Source organism: Virgibacillus natechei (assembly GCF_026013645.1).
Lineage (GTDB): Bacteria > Bacillota > Bacilli > Bacillales > Amphibacillaceae > Virgibacillus_L > Virgibacillus_L natechei.
Genome location: NZ_CP110224.1, coordinates 579,247 through 597,898 on the forward strand (window position 1 = coordinate 579,247; position 18,652 = coordinate 597,898).

Here is an 18,652-nt window from a genome sequence, read left to right on the forward strand (position 1 = left end):
TAAGTGAATATTAGAAAACTTGGATTTTGCCGAGCCTTCACGGCAAAGTCCTTAGTTGCGCTTATGAATATAAAAAAATCCTTCATCCGAAAAGGACGAGGAATCGTGGTACCACCTTTATTAGCTGAAAACAGCTCACTTTGGTAATATCAAACAAATTTGCTTGATATCGTCTCGTGTAACGATGAGACATGTTCGCCAAAGCCTACTGCCTGTTAGGTTCGGTTTGGAAGCTCAAAAGCCCATTCATCTACCAGAATCACACTGGTTTGCACCAACCACCAGCTCTCTAAGGTGTTCAAATAGATTACTATCTTCTTCAACGCTTTAGTTAATTAAATTATTAATTTTTATAATAGAGTAGTTTGAATAAAAAGTCAAGTGGTTTTTGACAATTATATGATTGTTTTTTCTAATGTTTCTGTTCTACATACAAGCTGATTTATGCTATTTTAAATATATAGCTATTTAGCAGATAAGAAAGTATAAAAACTTTCTTACTGCATAAGTGCAACTAAGCCTTTTGCCGTAAAGGCTAGGCAAAAGCCAAGTTTTCTAAGGAAGGATGTCTGTTGTATGGCAAAAACAAAAGTTGGTATTATATTTGGTGGGAAATCTGCTGAACACGAAGTTTCACTGCAATCTGCTAAAAATATTGTAGAAGCAATTGATAGAAATAAATATGATGTTGTATTAATTGGAATTGATAAAGATGGAAAGTGGCATTTAAATAATGAAGATTCTTATTTGTTAAACGCTGAAAATCCAAAGCTTATAGAACTAAATAAGTCGAACGACATGATTGCACTCGTTCCTGGTGAATCGGAGAATCAATTAATTCATGCTGCAAGCGCACGTCAGTTGGATCAGCTAGACGTTGTATTTCCAATTGTCCATGGAACGTCAGGGGAGGATGGAAGTTTACAGGGAATGCTTCGTATAGCCAACATTCCATTTGTAGGTTCAAGTGTTCTAGGGTCATCTGTTAGTATGGATAAAGATATTGCAAAACGTCTATTAAAAGAATCGAATATAAATGTAGCTAAAGGACTTGCATATACCAGAGCAAAGAAGCCGCAGATAAATTATAAGGAAGCGGCAGAATATTTAGGTGTCCCGATGTTTATCAAACCAGCAAATCAAGGCTCATCTGTCGGTGTAAGTAAGGTGTCTACAAAGGCCGAATTTGAAGCTGGTGTAGAATTCGCTTTTCAATTTGATCATAAAATTATCATTGAAGAAAATCTAGTAGGACGAGAAATAGAATGTTCGGTACTTGGAAACGCTGAACCAAAGGCTTCCTTATTGGGGGAAATACTACCACAAACAGAGTTCTATTCTTATGAATCCAAATATATAGATGAAAAGGGCGCTGACTTGGCAATACCTGCGGATATTACGAATGAAATGACGAAACGTATGCAGGAAGTTGCGGTCAATGCTTTCGAAGCGCTTCAATGTGAAGGCTTGTCCCGTGTTGATTTTTTCTTAACAGATGAGGGTACTATCTACGTGAATGAAGTAAATACACTGCCAGGATTTACAAAAATCAGCATGTATCCAAAATTATGGGAGATAAGTGGCATCTCTTATCCGGAACTAATTAGTGAATTAATCGAGCTGGCAATTGAACGCCAGCAAAATGATAGCATGCTTAAGAACACTGTCTGGGATCATTAAAAAAACCACCAAATGTTGAGTGACATTTGGTGGTTTTTTCGCATTTGCAGCCATTTGTTCAACGTACGATCTGATTCATTCCGCGTACGATCGAATTTATCCCGCGCTCGCAACCATTTGTTCTGTTCCGCGTACAATCGTATTTATCCCGACAAACCGTAAATGCTCGCTCATCGAAAAGGTTTGTGTGTCGTAAGTGGGGGCTTTGGCTATCGCTATAAGGCTTGCACTCCAAAGCATAAAGGGTATTAACAAAGCAGAGAACGCTTTCTAAGAATACCTTTAACGAATGCCACGTTTTCTAACCTTCAAATCTACTGAATTTCTCTGTTGCCTGTATTCTTGGTTTTTTTATTGGCATATCGTCAAAGTACCCAAGATGGACAAAGGCTGCAATTTTTTCATTTTCACCAACATTTAAGATTTCTTTTACATTTGGATCATAAATATGTGGATTTGTTTTCCATACGACGCCAAGTTGCTTTTCCCATGCGAGTAGCCAGAAATTTTGGATCATAGCTGCAGTCGCACCAAAATTTTCATCCCACGTTTTTTGGGTTTCGGGTTCTTCCATAATAACCACTAAAATGGCATTCGGTTCATTTAAATAGTCTTCACGATTTTGTTGTCTTTCTTCAGGATATGTTGCTGCCACCTTTTTGGCAAAACTTCCTAATTGATCAGGTCCAACAAAAATAAAACGCCAAGGCTCACGCATGCCATGTGTCGGCGCCCATATTGCATCGTCTAATAGCTCTTTAACGGTTTCCTCTGTAACAGCTTTATTATTATATCCTTTTTTAACCGCACGACGTTCACGGATAATCTTCGCTAGTTCTGTCTGATTTTTTGTTTGTTCCATTTCATCTCTCCTCTTTCAAACAAAATCTTTATACACTGATAACGGTTATCAATTAAATTGTAGCCGATAATGCGAGGAAAAGCAACTGGCTGGATGAGGGCGGGTCCTGGATGCGGCGGGAAATGAGGGAACCGAGGGAGCGCGCTGAAATCGGTAGAGACTTCGACTTGGACGTTTTGGTGCTCGAGTGGGCGGGAGATTGCTTCACTCGAGCGACAGATGCTTCTACTCGAGCGAACGGGAGTAGAAGTCGAGCGAGAGCGATAATTTTGTAGTCTGGCGCTCGATCTGGGGGGGTGGCGCTCGACCTGGGCGTGTTGGTGCTCGAGTGAGCGGGAGACCCGAACCAGGAGAGAGCGGCCCGAAATCGGGAGAGCAGGACCCAGAACAGGGAGACAACACCCAAAATCATATTAAATTTAATTTTTTTCAAAAAACGCTTGATATGTGAAACAATTAACGTAATAATAGGTAATTAACAGGACGTATAATGAGCAAGATCACACAATGCATGTGAATGTATTCACAGGTAAGGAGGGAGAACATGAGAAATTTTCTTGAGCGAAAAGGGGTTTCGCTTTCGATTAGAGAATATTCGATCACTGCTTTGAGCTATATGGCATTGGGGCTATTTTCATCGTTAATCATTGGACTTATTATTAAAACAATCGGGGAACAAGTGGCATTTTTAGATTTTTTTGTAGAAATGGGAGAGTTTGCCATGGATACAAAAATTATGGGTGCTGCGATTGGAGTTGCGATCGCATATGGTTTAAAGGCACCGCCGTTAGTGTTATTTTCAACAATTTTTGCTGGGGCTTTCGGTGCTGAATTAGGGGGGCCTGCTGGTAGTTATGTCTCAGCATTATTTGCGACTGAACTTGGAAAGTTAGTCTATAAGGAAACACGTGTGGACATTATTATAACGCCATTTGTAACCATACTAGTCGGATTTGCAACCGGTACATTTATAGGACCCCCGATTGATTCATTTATGGTAGGATTTGGTGAGGTAATCAATTGGTCTACAGCGCAGCAACCATTTATCATGGGAATTTTGGTAGCGGTGCTCATGGGATGGGCGTTAACAGCCCCAATATCTGCTTTAGCAATTGCTATGATGCTATCATTAGACGGACTCGCTGCTGGTGCAGCAACGATCGGATGCGCTGCTCAAATGATGGGTTTTGCTACATCAAGCTACCGGGATAATGGTTTTGGAGGGTTTTTGGCACAAGGGATCGGGACGTCGATGCTGCAGGTTGCTAATATTATTAAAAAACCGATCATCATACTACCGCCAACTATTGCTGGGATTGTTTTGGCGCCTTTTGCTACAGTTTGGCTAGGGTTAACAAATAATGCATCGGGTGCAGGCATGGGGACGAGTGGTCTAGTAGGGCAGATCATGACCTTCGAATCAATGGGCTTTTCGATGAATATTTTTTGGAGTATTTTAATTCTACATATTATTGCTCCAGCAATTATTAGCCTCGGAATTTCAGAGTGGTTCCGTGTGAAAGGGTGGATAAAGCCGGGAGATATGAAGATAACGTATGAGTAAGTAGTTGTTAATAAAAAGGAGTAGCCAAATGAATCATTTAATTGAAAAAGCATTATATAAGGCTAATGATCACTCCGCCTTAAAAAATAGGAAACAGATACAAGGCGGATCAATTAATAAAAGCTATTATGTTGAAACAGAGGCTAATCGATACTTCATCAAATATCATACCGATGCACCGGATAATTTTTTTAGGTTGGAAGCGGAAGGTATCGAACTTATAAGGAGTACCGATTCCATAGCTGTGCCAGAAATAGTGGCATTTTCCGATGAAGAAAAGGAAGGCTTTCTAATGATGGAATGGGTGGAAGGAAGGAAAACACAGAAAACAGCAGGGATGCTAGGGGATCATATTGCAAAAATGCACCAAACATTTGGAGAACAGCATGGATTTTACCAGGACACATTCATTGGTTTGTTGCCACAGCCAAATGGCTTGTTCACGAGTTGGTTGGAATATTATCGGGATCAGAGACTACGTGCGCAATTGCAATTAGGGGTAAGGCAAAATGCTATTACTGGAAAACGGCGCGATCGACTGGAGAATCTATTGGGAAAGCTGGAAAAGTGGATACCTGAAAAGGTCGATCCCTCGTACCTGCATGGAGATTTATGGGGCGGGAACTGGCTAGTAGGTCAGGGTGGCATTCCGTGTGTGATCGATCCATCCTTTTTATATGGAGATAGACATTTTGAACTAGCTTTTACGGAGCTATTCGGTGGGTATTCGGGTGAATTTTATGAAGTCTATAAAGAGAGATTCCCGCTCGCAGACTACTATGAAGAAATAAAAGCCCTTTATCAGCTTTATTATTTGTTGGTGCATCTGAATATTTTTGGTGAAGGGTATGGAAATGCTGTGGATTCGATTTTGAAAAGATATGTAGGCTAATGAAAGTTCACTAAATTGTTATAACGAAGTGGTTTAGTGTGTGGTAAATCACACCCCCTATCTATCTATAACGGTATGATTAATTTGGAAGGCTCTTTTCGTAAGTGTTGGGACTGGGACTGGGACTGCGCTTACTCGTCCCACCGAAGACATTTGCGCTTACTCGTCCCACCGAAAACAATTGTTGTTTTTAAATCTTTGTAGTTGATATAAACTGTGGCATAACTGCTGGTTGCATTCCGCTCAAATCAACTGCCATAATAGTGAAGAATCATGATTTCTATTATTCACCACAGCCGCTCGCGGAAAGCATCATGTATTTCCTGCAGCGGTAGATTAAGACTACGCCGTACTTTATAGATCTTATGTCAAAAACAACAACCTTTTAGAAAATAGCCATTTGAAAAGATAGTAGGGAGTTTAAGCCATGACATTCTATGAATTACTTCTATTTGTTCATATTTTTTCAGCCATATTAGGTTTAGGGCCAGGATTTGTGATGATATATGTTGTGAAACAAGCGACAAACATGACACAGTTGAAACATGCCTATAATATCCGTAATCGATTGCATATTTTTGTGATGGTTGGAGGGACACTCCTAATAATCACAGGTTTATGGATGGGATTTATAAACACCTATCTATTTACAACGGGTTGGTATGTGACAAGCTTAACCCTGTATTTAATCGCTTTAGCATTTGGTCCATTGGTTTTATCCCCACGGTCTAAACCAGTTAAGGCATTGTTAAAGGAGCATGAAGGGGAAGAGATTCCAGCAGAATATTATACGTTATCCAAAAGATTATTCTTTTACGAACGGATTGAAAATGTCATCTTTTTAATTGTTATTGCATTAATGATAGTAAAGCCTTTTTAAAAAAACTAAACTAGCGCATCAACATATATTGCTGATGCGCTAATTTCTATGATAATAATTAAATTTTCTTTTTCAATAATCCAGCTGCAAAGGCGGTGACAATCGTACCAACTGCAATCGCTAATAGGTAGAGTAATATTTGTCCCAATCCACCATCTACAAAGCCGATAACGAATACCCCACCATGTGGTGCAGGCAACCCTATATTAAATAACATTGTTAACGCACCAGTTGTAGCCGCACCTAATACGGCAGAAGGAATAACACGAGCCGGATCAGCTGCTGCAAAAGGGATGACACCCTCTGTAATGAAGGCTGCACCTAATACATAGGAAGTTTTTCCTGCTTCACGTTCTGTCTTCGTAAACCGGTTCTTAAATAAGGTTGTAGCAAGAGCCATTCCGAGTGGTGGCACCATACCTGCAGCCATTGCCGTTGCAATAAATGAGTGGTTGCCAGCATCTAGCATGGCTATCCCGAATGTATAGGCAGCTTTATTAACCGGACCTCCCATATCAACAGCCATCATACCACCTAATATAATCCCTAGAAGTACCTGGTTTGTTCCACCCATTCCTTCTAAAAATGTTGTTAGACCCGTATATATTTGTGTTAATGGAGGATTGATCGTCATCATGATTAATCCAGTGATTGCTATACTGAATACAGGAAAGAATAAAACAGGCTTTAATCCATCTAATGACTCAGGAATACGAGAGAATGCTTTCTTCACAAGGAGCGTGACATAACCGGCAAGGAAACCAGCAATTAGACCACCAAGGAAACCAGATCCACCGTCTGCGCCTTCAGCTCCTGATACGCTTACTGCAATTAGACCACCAACCATACCTGGTGCAAAACCTGGACGATCAGCAATACTTGACGCAATAAAACCTGCTAGTACTGGAACCATAAGGAAGAATGCCATTCCTCCTCCAATTTCATCGAGCATTGCTGCAAATTGATTATACTGATCACTTGTTGGATCAGAAGCATCTATTCCCCAGAAGAAGGAAAGTGCGATCAAAATACCGCCACCGACAACGAATGGAAGCATATTGGAGACACCGTTCATTAAGTGTTTGTAGAAACCGTTTTTGCCTTCTTTTTCAGAGGATTCACTTGCTGATTCCTCATGGGAATACGTTGATGTATCCTTTTTCATGGCACGATTTAATATCTCTGTTGTTTCGTGAATGGCTTTTCCAACAGGTATTTGTAGAACGGACTTCCCGTGAAAACGAGCCATTTCCACCTTCGTGTCCGCTGCGACAATAATAGCGTCAGCCTCTTCAATATCTTTTTCTGTTAGCCGATTTTTAACACCGCTTGACCCGTTCGTTTCAACTTTAATCGGGATGTTCATTTCTTTCGCTGTTTCATTTAATTTTTCAGCAGCCATATACGTATGTGCAATCCCAGTTGGACATGCTGTAACAGCTAGTATTTTAGATGCATCGCTGTCAGTTTCCGTTTCTTCTTCTGGGCCGTCCACTTCTATTTCTTTTTCATTTACAGCTTGTAAAATTTGCTCTTTTGAAGTAGCTTGTAAAATAGTTTTACGGAAGTTCTCGTCCATCAAAAAGGTGGAAAGGCGAGACAGAGCCTCTAAATGGTCGTTATTAGCACCTTCACTTGCAGCAATCATGAAAAAGAGTTGTGCCGGTTGTCCATCAAGTGAATCAAAATCAATACCATCCAACGAACGGCCAAAGGCAATTGCTGGTGTTTTTACAGCACTTGATTTTGCATGTGGGATGGCGATGCCTTCCCCAATTCCGGTTGTGCTTTGTTCTTCTCTAGCTAAAATCCCTTCCGTAAAAGTTGCTTGATCGTTTAAACGTCCCGCCTGATCAAGTTGACCAATTAATTCGGTCAAGACTTCTTGCTTCGTGCTCGCACTTACATCAAGGATAATCGTTTCTTCTTTTAGCAGTTCCGTGATTTTCATATGAATCACATCCTATTCGTCAAAATTTTTAATCAAAACGTTAGATAGCAATGCTTCTACATCGGTTTCTTTACATAAATCCGTCTGAAATGCTGTGGCGCTACCACTTGCGACACCATAACGGAATGCTGCGGCTGCATCTTTATTCGCCATATAAGAGGCAAGGAATCCAGATACTAACGAGTCGCCGGCGCCCACTGTATTAACAACTGTTCCTTTTGGAGATTCAGCTGTTAATACGAGATTATTGGTAACTAAAATGGCACCTTCTCCGCCCATGGAAACAATCACATGCTCAAGGCCAGCCGCAACAAGCTGCTTGGCATAATATACGGCTTCCGCTTTATTAGAAATGGTGGTATCAAATAGTTCACCAAGCTCATGCTCGTTTGGTTTAATCAAGAATGGTTTTGTCTGAACCAATTGTTTAAGGGCTGATCCAGATGTGTCCAGAACAAAATGGACACCATTTTCCCGACAAGCTGCTGCAAGTTCCTCGAAAAAAGACGAAGGAATTGATTCAGGAAGACTACCAGCAAGTACGAACCAATCACCCTGCTTGAAGTTCTTAACTTTTTGAAGTAATTCTTCCAACTGTGCTCCCTCTATAGTAGGTCCAGGCCCGTTTAGTTCAGACTCTGTATCAGCTTTCACTTTTACATTGATTCGTGTAACTTGATTCGTTTCCGTAAAATCAGTTTGAATACTCTCATCACTTAAGAATTGCTTGATATAATCGCCAGTAAATCCTCCGGCGAAACCTAAAGCAATACTGTCTCGCCCCAACCGTTGCAGAACCCTGGATACATTGATTCCTTTTCCACCTGGATAATAATAAACTTCATCTGCTCGATTAAGCGCTCCCGCTTTAAATGTAGGTAAATAGGTTGTGTAATCAATCGAAGGTGTAATGGTGCATGTATAAATCATGTGTTATACGCTCCTTACTGTAGTTAATTTTTGTAAGGCTAACCGATCGGACTCTGAAAGGTTGCTTGTAATAATGGTTGCATCTTCTAGCTCGCTTATTTTTGCAAAATTTGTTTTCTGATATTTGGAATGATCCGTTAGTACGTAAGATTGGTTTGACAGATTTTGAGCGGTTTGCTTCATTATAGCTTCCTCCGGATCAGGGGTTGTATACCCAATACCAAATTTAAATCCATTAATACCAATAAAACATTTATCAAAGCGATAACGTTGAAGGTTTTGTACAGCTTGTGGACCGATAAGGGCGCGTGTTTTCATCTTAATTTTCCCACCTGTCAAATAGGACGTGATTTCATGCTCAATCAGGGATTCTATATGTGTAAGTCCGTTGGTAACAACAACAATATCCTTTTCTTTTAAGTAAGGTATCATTTGGAATGTAGTCGTTCCTGCGTCAAGATATATGCAATCGCCGTTTTGAACGAGCGAAGCAGCCTCTTTTGCAATGGCCATTTTGGCTTCCAGATTTTGGGATGATTTTTCCGATACACTGAGCTCTTGTTGTTTTCTTTCAGTCCAAGTTGCGCCACCATGGATCCGCGCTAATTTATTTTGCCTTTCCAACTCCGTTAAGTCACGGCGGATAGTAGATTCTGAAGCAGCGGTAATCTCCGTGATTTCCTGTATTGTAATGGTTTGTTTTTGTTTTAATAAATCGATAATAATAGCATGTCTCTCCGTGGTCAGCATGTTCGAACATCACCTTCTATTATTTATAAATTTATTATAGCGTAAACGATTACAATAATCAATCAAAATATATCAATTTCAATCAAAATAAACCACTTTTATACGACAACACTAATTTCATCACTGTTCATTCGTAACCATTTGTGTTTCTTTCAAATTTTTGTGGGAATTGGTTATTTGTATTTTTGCTGAAAAAATATAGCCGTTGCGATTAGTGGATTCCGTTACCTATCACAAATATTTAAAATACCACTTAAAATAACTACTAAATTGTAAAATGGAATATATGGAATTATTTAAAGAAAGGAATGAAAAATATGAAAGCAGCGATGAAAATCTCTATATGGTCATTGATTGGGTTATTAATTGTTTTCATTTTGGGTTTTGCTTACTATTTATATGAAGGGAATCCATGGTTAAGAAGTGATAGAATGGAGCAGGTGGAAAACTATATTGTTGAAACAGGGGGAGATATAGATAATATTAAAGAAATGGAGAGTCGTTGGCTTACTAGTTCGGGAGACTATGATATTAACGTTGTTTTTGAAGATGAGCCGGAGTTAACATATGTCTATCTTTATAATGATAATGAAGGCGGAGTTATTCTTACAGGTATTTTTGAAGGAGAACCATTTCAAGGAGATAGACAAGAAGAAGGAAAAAATGGATCATTAGAAGAAGACGATTTAGATCATAATTAATGTTATTTCATTACCAGATGTTTAGCTTAACGAGAAATTGAAAACATTTATAAGAAATAGGTTAGATCCCTGAACTGTCCCATTTTATTTTTGCAAACAAAAAGAACCACATTTGTGGTGCAATTAATTATACAAATTCACTAAGATTTGGCCTATAAATTAGGCTTTTGCGATAGGTAACGGAACCCGTTATGTTACGATCACTTTCTTTCTAAATAAAAGAAAATGAAACATAAAGAAACCTGCCCATAGGTGAGCAGGTTTCTAAATAATATTATTCAACGCCATAGTATTCCTCTAATGTGATTGCTTGAGCTGTAATTTCTTGAGCCGTTTTTTCTCCAACATATCTGATATGCCATGGCTCAAATTGATATTCGGTTATTTCTTCTTTTCCTTCAGGATAACGAATGATAAATCCGTATTCAGCTGCATGTTCTTCAACCCATTTTCCTTCAGCTGTCTCCCCAAATTCGATCGTTAATTCGTTGTTTATATGAGGCGTCGTTACATCCATGGTTAAGCCAGTCTGGTGTTCGCTTTCGCCAGGTTGCGCACTGAAATTATTTGCCGCTTCCTCGCCATGAGCTTCTACGTTAGATGCGAAGATGGTATCTTGTCGATCATAGGAACGATAACCAGATTGGGCTACTAAATCAAGTCCAGCTTCATCCGCTGCTTGAAACAATTCCTCCAAAGCATCTGCCGCTACTGCGCGCAATTGTTTCTGTGGTAAGTCCTCGTCAAATGGGAACGGAACGTCTGGTACTACAAGATCATCGGGCGTGTAATCGGACGGTAATGCATATTGCTTATTAACGAGTGCCAGTTGATCGTACGGGTTTGCAAGAACGTGCGTGTCCTCGTGTGATGTACTAGCTTCTTCCGCATCTAGAGGAAGACCGGCCTCCGCTTCGACTGTATCCCCCGTGGAAAGTAGCTCTTCCAATGCCTCTTTTGTTTCCGCATTATACACCCCTAATGCTAGTAAATCTTCTTGCTGTAATTGGAAATCGGTCACTGCCCATGTTGTAGTATCGTCAAAGTTTCCGTTAGATGTAATGGAATAACCAATTTCATTTAACACTTCTTGTAGTGCTTGGACAGCCGTCCCTTCATCCATTTTTTGTAAATCCGTTTCAGGAAGTTTAAGCTCTTCTGCTGCGTCAGCGGTTTTTGTTTCGTTATTATCGTTTTCTTGAGAGGGATCATTAGTTGTTTCATCTGTCGAACAAGCGGTGACCAGTAGTAAAAGCATAAGTAAACCTATTACATAGGATGCATATTTTTTTAACATATTCTTCGCTCCTCATAAACTAACCTCTTGATATAATCAACGTTAAGTTTCTCATAGAATATGCTTAGGAGCAATGGAAATACTCTTATAAAGATATGTCAAAATGATGAATTATTACAGGGGCTGTTTGCACACAGCAGCATTTTTCATTAAAAGGTGACGGGTTTACTTCGACTCAAGTAATCTGCAAATCTCTACAATAACATTCGTTGCTTTTTCCATATTATCGACAGAAATATATTCATATTTTCCGTGGAAATTCTCCCCGCCTGTGAAAAGGTTAGGTGTCGGTAGTCCCTTATAGGAAAGTTGTGAACCATCCGTTCCACCGCGTACTGGCTTAATAGCTGCTTCAATGTTCAAGTTATCCATTGCTTGTTGTGCGATGTCCACGATCTCCATTACAGGTTCAATTTTTTCGCGCATATTATAATATTGATCATTCATTTCAAGTACAACGTTGTCTTCTCCGTATTTTTCCTGTAATTCATTCGTAAATCGCTTCATTGTCTCTTTTCTAGCTTCAAACTTTTCTGTATCAAAGTCACGTATGATATAGGAAACGTTCGTGTTCTCTACATCGCCATTAAGCGATAACAAATGATAAAAGCCTTCGTACTTCTCTGTGTGTTCGGGTGCTTCTTGTTCAGGGAATTTGCGGATGAATTCTGCGGCCATTTTACCAGCGTTTACCATTTTGTTTTTAGCTGTTCCAGGATGAACATTGTTTCCTTTGAAAGAAACCTTTGCTGCAGCAGCATTAAAGCTCTCATATTGTAATTCACCTAATGGGCCACCATCTACTGTATAGGCGTATTTAGCATCAAACCGTTCAACATCAAATTTATGTGGACCGCGCCCGATTTCCTCGTCAGGGGTAAAAGCGATACGTACTTTCCCATGTTTGATTGCTGGGTTTTTAATCAAATAGGCCATTGCTGTCATAATTTCAGCAATTCCAGCCTTATTATCTGCGCCGAGAAGTGTGGTTCCATCCGTTGTTATCAACGTATGCCCTTTATAACGGGGGAGCTCAGGGAAATCCTTTGCTGACAAAACAATGTTTAACTCCTCATTGAGGGTGAGGTCGTTTCCATCGAAATCTTTCATAAGTTGTGGCTTTACATTTTCCCCAGTGAAGTCGGTTGCTGTGTCGATATGTGCCAAGAATCCAATTGTCGGTATTTCTTTATCCGTATTAGAAGGAAGTGTTGCCATGACATATCCGTTGGCATCAACGGTTACATCATCCATGCCGATTTCTTTTAGTTCCGCAACCAGCACATTTGCCAGCTCGAACTGTCCTGGTGTCGAAGGTGTTTCTTGATTATCCTCATTTGACTGTGTATCCATTTTTACATATGTAGTAAAGCGATTGATTATTTCTTCTTTCATGGCGGACTCATCTCCTTAGATTCATTTCCTATTATACTATCACAAAGTAAAACTTCATTCAGTGGAGGGGGTTCGGTGCACAAGACGTGGCGTATTTAGTCTGCCTCCTCGCCGGACGAGATCAATTTTATACTGTACAAGGAGTATTAGAAGGACAAGAATGTTTAGATGAATTATTTGAATAATTGGAAGGTTTGCCTTTATTTCAACAGCTTCATGGGTTAAAATGAATAGTAATTAATGAAATCCATAGTGGCTATAAAAGGTAAAAAATCATTGGTTTTTAAATAAAAGAGGACAGATCATGAGCAAGCTATTGGAGGGGAAAGATAAAATGTCATATGTGATTAATGTAAATCGTTTAAAGAACCGATTGGAAAACAATCAGGGCAACACCGTGATTGTGGACGTCAGGTTTCAGTTAGATGATCCGGATGCCGGGAGGAAAATGTATTTGGAAAGTCATCTCCCTGGTGCGGTCTATATGGATTTAAACAAAGATTTATCCGAAAGAGCTGAAAAGCACGGTGGTAAACATCCGCTACCAGATATGGATATGTTTGCTGCAAAAGTTGGCAAAATCGGAATTGATCATGACACATCTGTTGTCATTTATGATCAGGAAAATGATATGTTTGCAGCGCGATTATGGTGGTTACTTCATTATTTAGGTCATAAAAAAGTGTATGTACTAGAAGGTGGATACGAGGGTTGGATAATGGACGGAAACGAAGTCACCGATGAAATTCCTGCGCTAGAATCGAAGGCGTTTGAGCCAGATATAAGTGGTGGGCAGATCGCGGACATAGAAGAAGTAAAAGAGAAATTAGAGGATCGTTCCGCAACCTTAATCGATTCACGGGCGAAGGAAAGGTATTTAGGCAAAGTGGAACCCTTATATATCAAAGCAGGGCATATACCTGGCGCAAAAAATTACTTCTGGAAGGATGTTTTCACAGCGAAAGGTTCTTGGAAAAAGGAAAAAGAACTGCAGGAACATTTCACTTCGTTGCCTAAAGATGATGAAATCATTGTTTCCTGTGGATCAGGTATCTCTGCATGCCCAAATGTACTTGCATTGAAAATGGCAGGGTATAGGAATGTGAAGTTATATCCAGGTAGTTTTAGTGACTGGATTTCGTATGAAGAAAATGTGGTAGAGACGAGGGAAGAGTAGAAATGAGTCAAAATCGTTGCGCTTGGGTCACATCCGATCAACTATATCTAGATTACCACGATCACGAATGGGGCAGACCAACCCATGACGACCGAGAATTGTTTGAAATGCTATCATTGGAAGGCGCTCAGGCAGGTTTGAGCTGGATTACCATTTTGAAACGAAGGGAAAATTACCGAAAAGCATTTGATTATTTTGATGTTGCAACAATAAGTGAATATAATGAGGAGAAAATTCAGGAACTATTAGAAGATGAAGGTATTATTCGAAATAAACTTAAGGTCCGTTCCGTCGTCACGAATGCACAGTGCTTTTTAAATGTGCAAGCAGTGTTCGGGAGTTTTGATGCGTATATTTGGCAATTTGTAGGCGGTGAACCGATTATAAATGAATGGGGGACACATGCAGAGGTACCAGCATTTACAAAGGAATCAGAGGAAATGAGCAAAGATTTGAAAAAGCGCGGATTTAAATTTGTAGGACCAACGATTTGTTATGCATTCATGCAAGCGACTGGTATGGTGAATGATCATACGAAGGAGTGCTTTTTAGCAGATAAAGATTCGTTCGAAGGTCACCGAAGAGAATGACTATCCAGGCAATGTCCTGAAAAGAAAAATAGCTACCCTCCAAGGTAGCTATTTTTCATCAAACATTAAACAAACCGAAATGCCCTAAGTTCTTCATGCAATTGATCGGCAAGCTCCGCTAGTTCATCTGCACTGTTCGAAACTTCCTCCATGGAGCTGGATGTTTGTTGTGCGGAAGCGGCAGCCTGTTCAACCCCTGCTGCTGATTCTTCTGAAACGGAGGCAATTTCTTCAATAAGATTATTCATATCTACACTGCTTCCTGCGATTTCCCTTAAATTGGTCGATATACCAGTTATCTTATGAACCATGTCTGTTACCGAATGATTGATCGTTTCAAAGTTTCTTCCGGTAGTCTCGATTTGAATTGTTCCTTCTTTTACCTCGCGATAGCCTGTATTTAATGAATCAACAACCTGATTTGTTTCGGATTGAATATTTCCTACAATCGTTGTAATCTCTCCGACGGATGATGCTACCTGTTCTGAAAGTTTCCGGACCTCATCAGCTACGACAGCAAATCCTCTTCCATGCTCACCTGCTCTTGCTGCTTCGATAGCAGCATTTAAAGATAATAGATTCGTTTGATCCGCAATATTTTTTATAACGAGTACCAATTGAGATATTTCATTGGATTGTTTAGCCAAACCTTGTACGTTATCGACAGCATCAGCAACAATAGCATCGATTTGCTTCATTTGATCTACTGATTTTTCCATAAGTTCCGTACCTTCAGTAGTTAATGTAAGGACGTTGTCAGAACTGGATGCAATCTCTTTACCGTTTTCTTCGGATTGTCGAACCTTCTGTACAAAATCATTCATGCTCTCCGCTATATCGGAAGCACCGTTTGCTTGTGTTTCTGCTCCTGACGAGAGTTCTTCCATTGTTGATGCTATTTGTCCATTACCTTCTGTTATTTCATTTGCTGATTGTGTTAATTCTTCGCTTCTTGACTGCACAGCTGTAGAAGCAGATGCTACCTTATAAAGGATGCCATGGATGTTATCCTTCATTTGATTGACAGCCCCAGCCAATTGTCCGATCTCATCTTTCCCTTCATAATCCATTGATTTTACTTTTAAATTCCCGTCTGCAACCTCTGACGTTATTGAAACAACTTGTCGCAGGTGTGCTGTTATTCGGCGGCTAATTAGAATCATTAGGGCGACACCCAGTAAAATCACTGTTATGTTTGAAATAGCCATGACGGCAGTGCTATTATCGGTTTTTTGTGTGACTGCTTCAACGGTCGCTTCCTGTTCCATTTGGACAATTTCGATTAAGTCATCGACTAAATCAATTGTTTCGCCTCGAAGTCTGGATGAGTAATCTCGTAGTGAATTTGCCAAAGCCGTATCCCCACTATCAACAGCTCCTACCAACCTATCTGTAAATGTACTATCAATAATTTCATTGTTCGTCACTATTTGATCAAAGGTATCGACTTGTTCTTCGGTATTCATGGTCGGTTCTAATTCTGCTGCTAAATGAGCAATTTCATCTTGGTATTCACTGAATGAATCAATATAAGTGGCATTTCCAGTGATGAGATAATCCGCACTTTGCACGTCTTTAGCCTGAATAAGTGTAGCCATCTGTGCCATGCCATTTGCTCGTACACTTTGATTATCTATCGTTTCGACATCCTGCTGTACTTCCTGTAATTGAATGTATACGATAACACTTGACATGAGGAACAAGATTGCAGTCAAAAAGAATACGGATAGGTACTTCTTGCCTATTCTGACATCTTTCCAATTAAATTTGTTTCCTTTTATTTTTGCTTGTAACTTTGGTATAGACCCCCTCATATTCGGTATCTTAACCCCTTTTAATCTCTTTTTCATATGTATCCCCCATCGACATAATAAACATTTCTTCTTATATCGACAACTTCTATCTGATTATTAAGTACTATTCATTTTAAAATGAAATTTCTAACAGTTGAAACCTAACTCGAATATATAGTAATATGACAAATTGTGTGCTCAACCGAAGCAGACAATTAATCCGTTAGATAGGTGATTTACATGGTATATTCTGCTTTTATGGAGAAGCCAAAAGATACAGATGAAATAAAACAAGAACTGGATTCATTAGAAATACAATTATTCCGAATGCAAAATAATATGAAAGAAATTGCGAAAAGTTCAGAAATTATTAGCATTGATCAAGCAAGAGATGAACAATGGGTAATTATTTATGCCGATAAAAAAGAGGGTGTATTTCAAATTATGCTTCATGACTGCACAAAACCTTATCGAGGAAAATGGAACTCAGCTATTCAAGCAGAATATAAAGATGAGCATACGATTCATATTGCAGATATAAAAGGGGAAGAAAACAAAGGTTACGGATCTGTTCTATTGAAACATTTAAAAGAAACGGCACGAGAGAAGAATGTCCAAGCAATTACCGGTGATATTGTAAAACGAGATTTCGACCACGTTAACCGGTTGAAGTATTTTTACAACAAGCATGACTTTGATGTACAGATTGATCATCAAAAACAGTATGGAAAGATTGTTTGGAAGGATGATTGAGGGGCTATTTTTGTATGAAGTAGCCTGTTTTTTTGACGCAGATAAAAACTTTCTTACTGCATAAGCGTGGGCTAGGATATTCGACTAACATACTCTATGGTATGTTTACTTGTGGATTGGCACCATAATTTTAAACAAAATAAATCCTTTGAAAACTCCTCACCGCGCAGGTTAAGGCTTTAATTTAGTTTGGCTTTTTTCCATTGCTTGTACCATTTAGTTACACTCGGACTAACCTCTAAACTCAGTTCATCCAACGCCTTTTCCAATTGATGATACTGCCGGTTTATTTGTAAACCGAATCCCAGCCTTCCATATAATTTCATTAATGAAAAGTGAGCATCTTCCTCTTCCGGACTTGTGGTACAAATTTTAACATACCACGCTTCTGCCTTTTCCAAATTATCCTGCTTATCATAATAACCTGCCATTTGATAAGCGGTTTTTAGCCATAGCTGTTCTAATCGATACCGCTCTGCTTCCACCCATAAATAGTCATACTCCTGTAAATAGGCACCCGTATATAATTTCATGATTTCTTCATAACGGTCTATGGTTTCTGAATTAAGTGGCAGAGCAGATTTTAGCTTATTTTCCCACTTGACCAGATCAATGAAAACATTTTTTGTAGATAAAACGTAGCCTTCTCTCATGTTCTCTATCTTAAAATGGCTGCTGTATTTATTTATTATTTTTCGTATATGATATATTGCTGTGTATAATTGTGAATATGCTCTGTCTTCTTCAAAATCTGTCCAAATTAATTCGACCAGTTCTGATTTACGAATCGTTTTATCACGGTGATGAAGTAAGTAGAGAAATAATTCCTGGGATTTTGTAGTTCGCCATTGAACGAATTCAGGTTTCCCATTTATAAATTCGAAACGAAGCTCCCTGGATACATTTATCCGCAGCATTTTGTTTTTTATGAAAGGTTTATGTATTCGATTATTTACCTTTAATTCCACTCTTTCCAGCGTTTTTTTCAAGCGCTCCAATTGGATGGGTTTAAGAACATAATCCAATGCATTTAATTCAAATGCTCGTACGGCATAATCATTAAAAGCGGTCACAAAAACAATGGAAATGTCCGCGTTAATTTCCAGTATTTTTTCTGCCAGTTCAAGCCCATTAATCTCAGGCATTTCTATATCTAAAAATATAACATCTACTTCCTCCAAGAGAGTAGCATTCTTCTCGAGGACCAAGTTATTAAATCTTCCAATTACTTCAATACTGCCAATTTTATTTACTTGGAGTTCCAGAAATTCCAAAGCGAGTGCTTCATCATCCACAAGAATTGCTTTCATAAGGCTTCCCTCCTTGGTATATTTCTAGACTCCATTATACAGTTGTAGTGCTAGGAAATAAAAGAATTGCGCGCTTATTTTCCATTATTAATCTATTTGTAGATAATTTGTAGAGTATTACCTTATA

Annotated in this window: 16 protein-coding genes and 1 other annotated feature; of the genes, 8 read left to right on the forward strand and 8 right to left on the reverse strand. The window is 39.2% G+C overall.

Annotated features, from left to right (window positions below):
• Window positions 1-88: 88 nt before the first annotated feature.
• Window positions 89-332, reverse strand: a binding site (T-box leader).
• A gap of 244 nt (window positions 333-576) precedes the next feature.
• Complete coding sequence (ddlA, locus tag OLD84_RS03340; RefSeq protein WP_209461708.1) at window positions 577-1,680, forward strand: D-alanine--D-alanine ligase; 1,104 nt, start codon at window positions 577-579, stop codon at window positions 1,678-1,680.
• 301 nt (window positions 1,681-1,981) lie between these two features.
• Here ddlA and OLD84_RS03345 read toward each other — a convergent pair whose 3' ends face one another.
• Window positions 1,982-2,542, reverse strand: coding sequence for a nitroreductase family protein (locus OLD84_RS03345; protein ID WP_209461709.1), 561 nt, complete (start codon window positions 2,540-2,542; stop codon window positions 1,982-1,984).
• Between the two features lie 544 nt (window positions 2,543-3,086).
• Between OLD84_RS03345 and OLD84_RS03350 the strand changes: the two genes are divergently transcribed.
• The 3 genes from OLD84_RS03350 (at window position 3,087) to OLD84_RS03360 (ending at window position 5,878) form a co-directional block, all read left to right on the forward strand.
• Window positions 3,087-4,106: a PTS sugar transporter subunit IIC gene (locus tag OLD84_RS03350; protein WP_209461710.1), complete on the forward strand. Its 1,020-nt coding sequence runs from the start codon at window positions 3,087-3,089 to the stop codon at window positions 4,104-4,106.
• 28 nt (window positions 4,107-4,134) lie between these two features.
• On the forward strand, window positions 4,135-4,998 hold the full coding sequence (locus OLD84_RS03355; RefSeq protein WP_209461711.1) for a fructosamine kinase family protein: 864 nt from the start codon (window positions 4,135-4,137) through the stop codon (window positions 4,996-4,998).
• Between the two features lie 427 nt (window positions 4,999-5,425).
• Window positions 5,426-5,878: a DUF2269 family protein gene (locus tag OLD84_RS03360; RefSeq protein ID WP_209461712.1), complete on the forward strand. Its 453-nt coding sequence runs from the start codon at window positions 5,426-5,428 to the stop codon at window positions 5,876-5,878.
• Window positions 5,879-5,936: 58 nt separating this feature from the next.
• Here OLD84_RS03360 and OLD84_RS03365 read toward each other — a convergent pair whose 3' ends face one another.
• Genes OLD84_RS03365 through OLD84_RS03375 form a run of 3 tightly spaced genes read right to left on the reverse strand, consistent with a single transcriptional unit; the run spans window position 5,937 to window position 9,509 of the window.
• A complete protein-coding gene (locus tag OLD84_RS03365; RefSeq protein ID WP_209461713.1) occupies window positions 5,937-7,829 on the reverse strand; it encodes a PTS fructose transporter subunit IIABC in 1,893 nt (630 codons plus the stop codon).
• Window positions 7,830-7,841: 12 nt separating this feature from the next.
• Complete coding sequence (gene pfkB, locus OLD84_RS03370) at window positions 7,842-8,759, reverse strand: 1-phosphofructokinase (RefSeq protein ID WP_209461714.1); 918 nt, start codon at window positions 8,757-8,759, stop codon at window positions 7,842-7,844.
• A 3-nt stretch (window positions 8,760-8,762) separates the two neighbouring features.
• Complete coding sequence (locus tag OLD84_RS03375) at window positions 8,763-9,509, reverse strand: DeoR/GlpR family DNA-binding transcription regulator (protein WP_209461715.1); 747 nt, start codon at window positions 9,507-9,509, stop codon at window positions 8,763-8,765.
• A 317-nt stretch (window positions 9,510-9,826) separates the two neighbouring features.
• On the opposite strand from OLD84_RS03375, the gene OLD84_RS03380 reads away from it, so the two are divergent.
• Window positions 9,827-10,210, forward strand: coding sequence for a DUF3139 domain-containing protein (locus OLD84_RS03380; RefSeq protein ID WP_209461716.1), 384 nt, complete (start codon window positions 9,827-9,829; stop codon window positions 10,208-10,210).
• Window positions 10,211-10,484: 274 nt separating this feature from the next.
• On the opposite strand, the gene OLD84_RS03385 is transcribed toward OLD84_RS03380, so the two are convergent.
• Complete coding sequence (locus OLD84_RS03385; RefSeq protein WP_209461717.1) at window positions 10,485-11,507, reverse strand: D-alanyl-D-alanine carboxypeptidase family protein; 1,023 nt, start codon at window positions 11,505-11,507, stop codon at window positions 10,485-10,487.
• 165 nt (window positions 11,508-11,672) lie between these two features.
• Window positions 11,673-12,902 carry a peptidase T gene (gene pepT / locus OLD84_RS03390; RefSeq protein ID WP_209461718.1) on the reverse strand — a complete coding sequence of 410 codons (1,230 nt, stop codon included), beginning with the start codon at window positions 12,900-12,902 and terminating at the stop codon, window positions 11,673-11,675.
• Between the two features lie 304 nt (window positions 12,903-13,206).
• On the opposite strand from pepT, the gene OLD84_RS03395 reads away from it, so the two are divergent.
• Both OLD84_RS03395 and OLD84_RS03400 read left to right on the forward strand, forming a co-directional pair.
• Window positions 13,207-14,079 carry a sulfurtransferase gene (locus tag OLD84_RS03395; RefSeq protein WP_319961885.1) on the forward strand — a complete coding sequence of 291 codons (873 nt, stop codon included), beginning with the start codon at window positions 13,207-13,209 and terminating at the stop codon, window positions 14,077-14,079.
• Window positions 14,080-14,081: 2 nt separating this feature from the next.
• Window positions 14,082-14,669, forward strand: coding sequence for a DNA-3-methyladenine glycosylase I (locus OLD84_RS03400; RefSeq protein ID WP_209461719.1), 588 nt, complete (start codon window positions 14,082-14,084; stop codon window positions 14,667-14,669).
• A gap of 65 nt (window positions 14,670-14,734) precedes the next feature.
• Here the strand turns inward: OLD84_RS03400 and OLD84_RS03405 are convergent, their stop codons facing one another.
• Window positions 14,735-16,519, reverse strand: coding sequence for a methyl-accepting chemotaxis protein (locus tag OLD84_RS03405; protein ID WP_209461720.1), 1,785 nt, complete (start codon window positions 16,517-16,519; stop codon window positions 14,735-14,737).
• Window positions 16,520-16,702: 183 nt separating this feature from the next.
• Here OLD84_RS03405 and OLD84_RS03410 point away from each other — a divergent pair, with 183 nt between their 5' ends.
• Window positions 16,703-17,215: a hypothetical protein gene (locus OLD84_RS03410; RefSeq protein WP_209461721.1), complete on the forward strand. Its 513-nt coding sequence runs from the start codon at window positions 16,703-16,705 to the stop codon at window positions 17,213-17,215.
• A gap of 179 nt (window positions 17,216-17,394) precedes the next feature.
• On the opposite strand, the gene OLD84_RS03415 is transcribed toward OLD84_RS03410, so the two are convergent.
• Window positions 17,395-18,525 (reverse strand): response regulator, encoded by a 1,131-nt coding sequence (locus tag OLD84_RS03415; RefSeq protein ID WP_209461722.1) that lies wholly within the window; start codon window positions 18,523-18,525, stop codon window positions 17,395-17,397.
• Between the last annotated feature and the right edge of the window lie 127 nt (window positions 18,526-18,652).

Excerpts from the sequence above, each read along its gene's own strand:
- ddlA (WP_209461708.1), top strand. The coding sequence starts at position 577 with ATGGCAAAAACAAAAGTTGGTATTATATTTGGTGGGAAATCTGCTGAA.
- OLD84_RS03345 (WP_209461709.1), bottom strand. The coding sequence starts at position 2,542 with ATGGAACAAACAAAAAATCAGACAGAACTAGCGAAGATTATCCGTGAA.
- OLD84_RS03350 (WP_209461710.1), top strand. The coding sequence starts at position 3,087 with ATGAGAAATTTTCTTGAGCGAAAAGGGGTTTCGCTTTCGATTAGAGAA.
- OLD84_RS03355 (WP_209461711.1), top strand. The coding sequence starts at position 4,135 with ATGAATCATTTAATTGAAAAAGCATTATATAAGGCTAATGATCACTCC.
- OLD84_RS03360 (WP_209461712.1), top strand. The coding sequence starts at position 5,426 with ATGACATTCTATGAATTACTTCTATTTGTTCATATTTTTTCAGCCATA.
- OLD84_RS03365 (WP_209461713.1), bottom strand. The coding sequence starts at position 7,829 with ATGAAAATCACGGAACTGCTAAAAGAAGAAACGATTATCCTTGATGTA.
- pfkB (WP_209461714.1), bottom strand. The coding sequence starts at position 8,759 with ATGATTTATACATGCACCATTACACCTTCGATTGATTACACAACCTAT.
- OLD84_RS03375 (WP_209461715.1), bottom strand. The coding sequence starts at position 9,509 with ATGCTGACCACGGAGAGACATGCTATTATTATCGATTTATTAAAACAA.
- OLD84_RS03380 (WP_209461716.1), top strand. The coding sequence starts at position 9,827 with ATGAAAGCAGCGATGAAAATCTCTATATGGTCATTGATTGGGTTATTA.
- OLD84_RS03385 (WP_209461717.1), bottom strand. The coding sequence starts at position 11,507 with ATGTTAAAAAAATATGCATCCTATGTAATAGGTTTACTTATGCTTTTA.
- pepT (WP_209461718.1), bottom strand. The coding sequence starts at position 12,902 with ATGAAAGAAGAAATAATCAATCGCTTTACTACATATGTAAAAATGGAT.
- OLD84_RS03395 (WP_319961885.1), top strand. The coding sequence starts at position 13,207 with ATGAGCAAGCTATTGGAGGGGAAAGATAAAATGTCATATGTGATTAAT.
- OLD84_RS03400 (WP_209461719.1), top strand. The coding sequence starts at position 14,082 with ATGAGTCAAAATCGTTGCGCTTGGGTCACATCCGATCAACTATATCTA.
- OLD84_RS03405 (WP_209461720.1), bottom strand. The coding sequence starts at position 16,519 with ATGAAAAAGAGATTAAAAGGGGTTAAGATACCGAATATGAGGGGGTCT.
- OLD84_RS03410 (WP_209461721.1), top strand. The coding sequence starts at position 16,703 with ATGGTATATTCTGCTTTTATGGAGAAGCCAAAAGATACAGATGAAATA.
- OLD84_RS03415 (WP_209461722.1), bottom strand. The coding sequence starts at position 18,525 with ATGAAAGCAATTCTTGTGGATGATGAAGCACTCGCTTTGGAATTTCTG.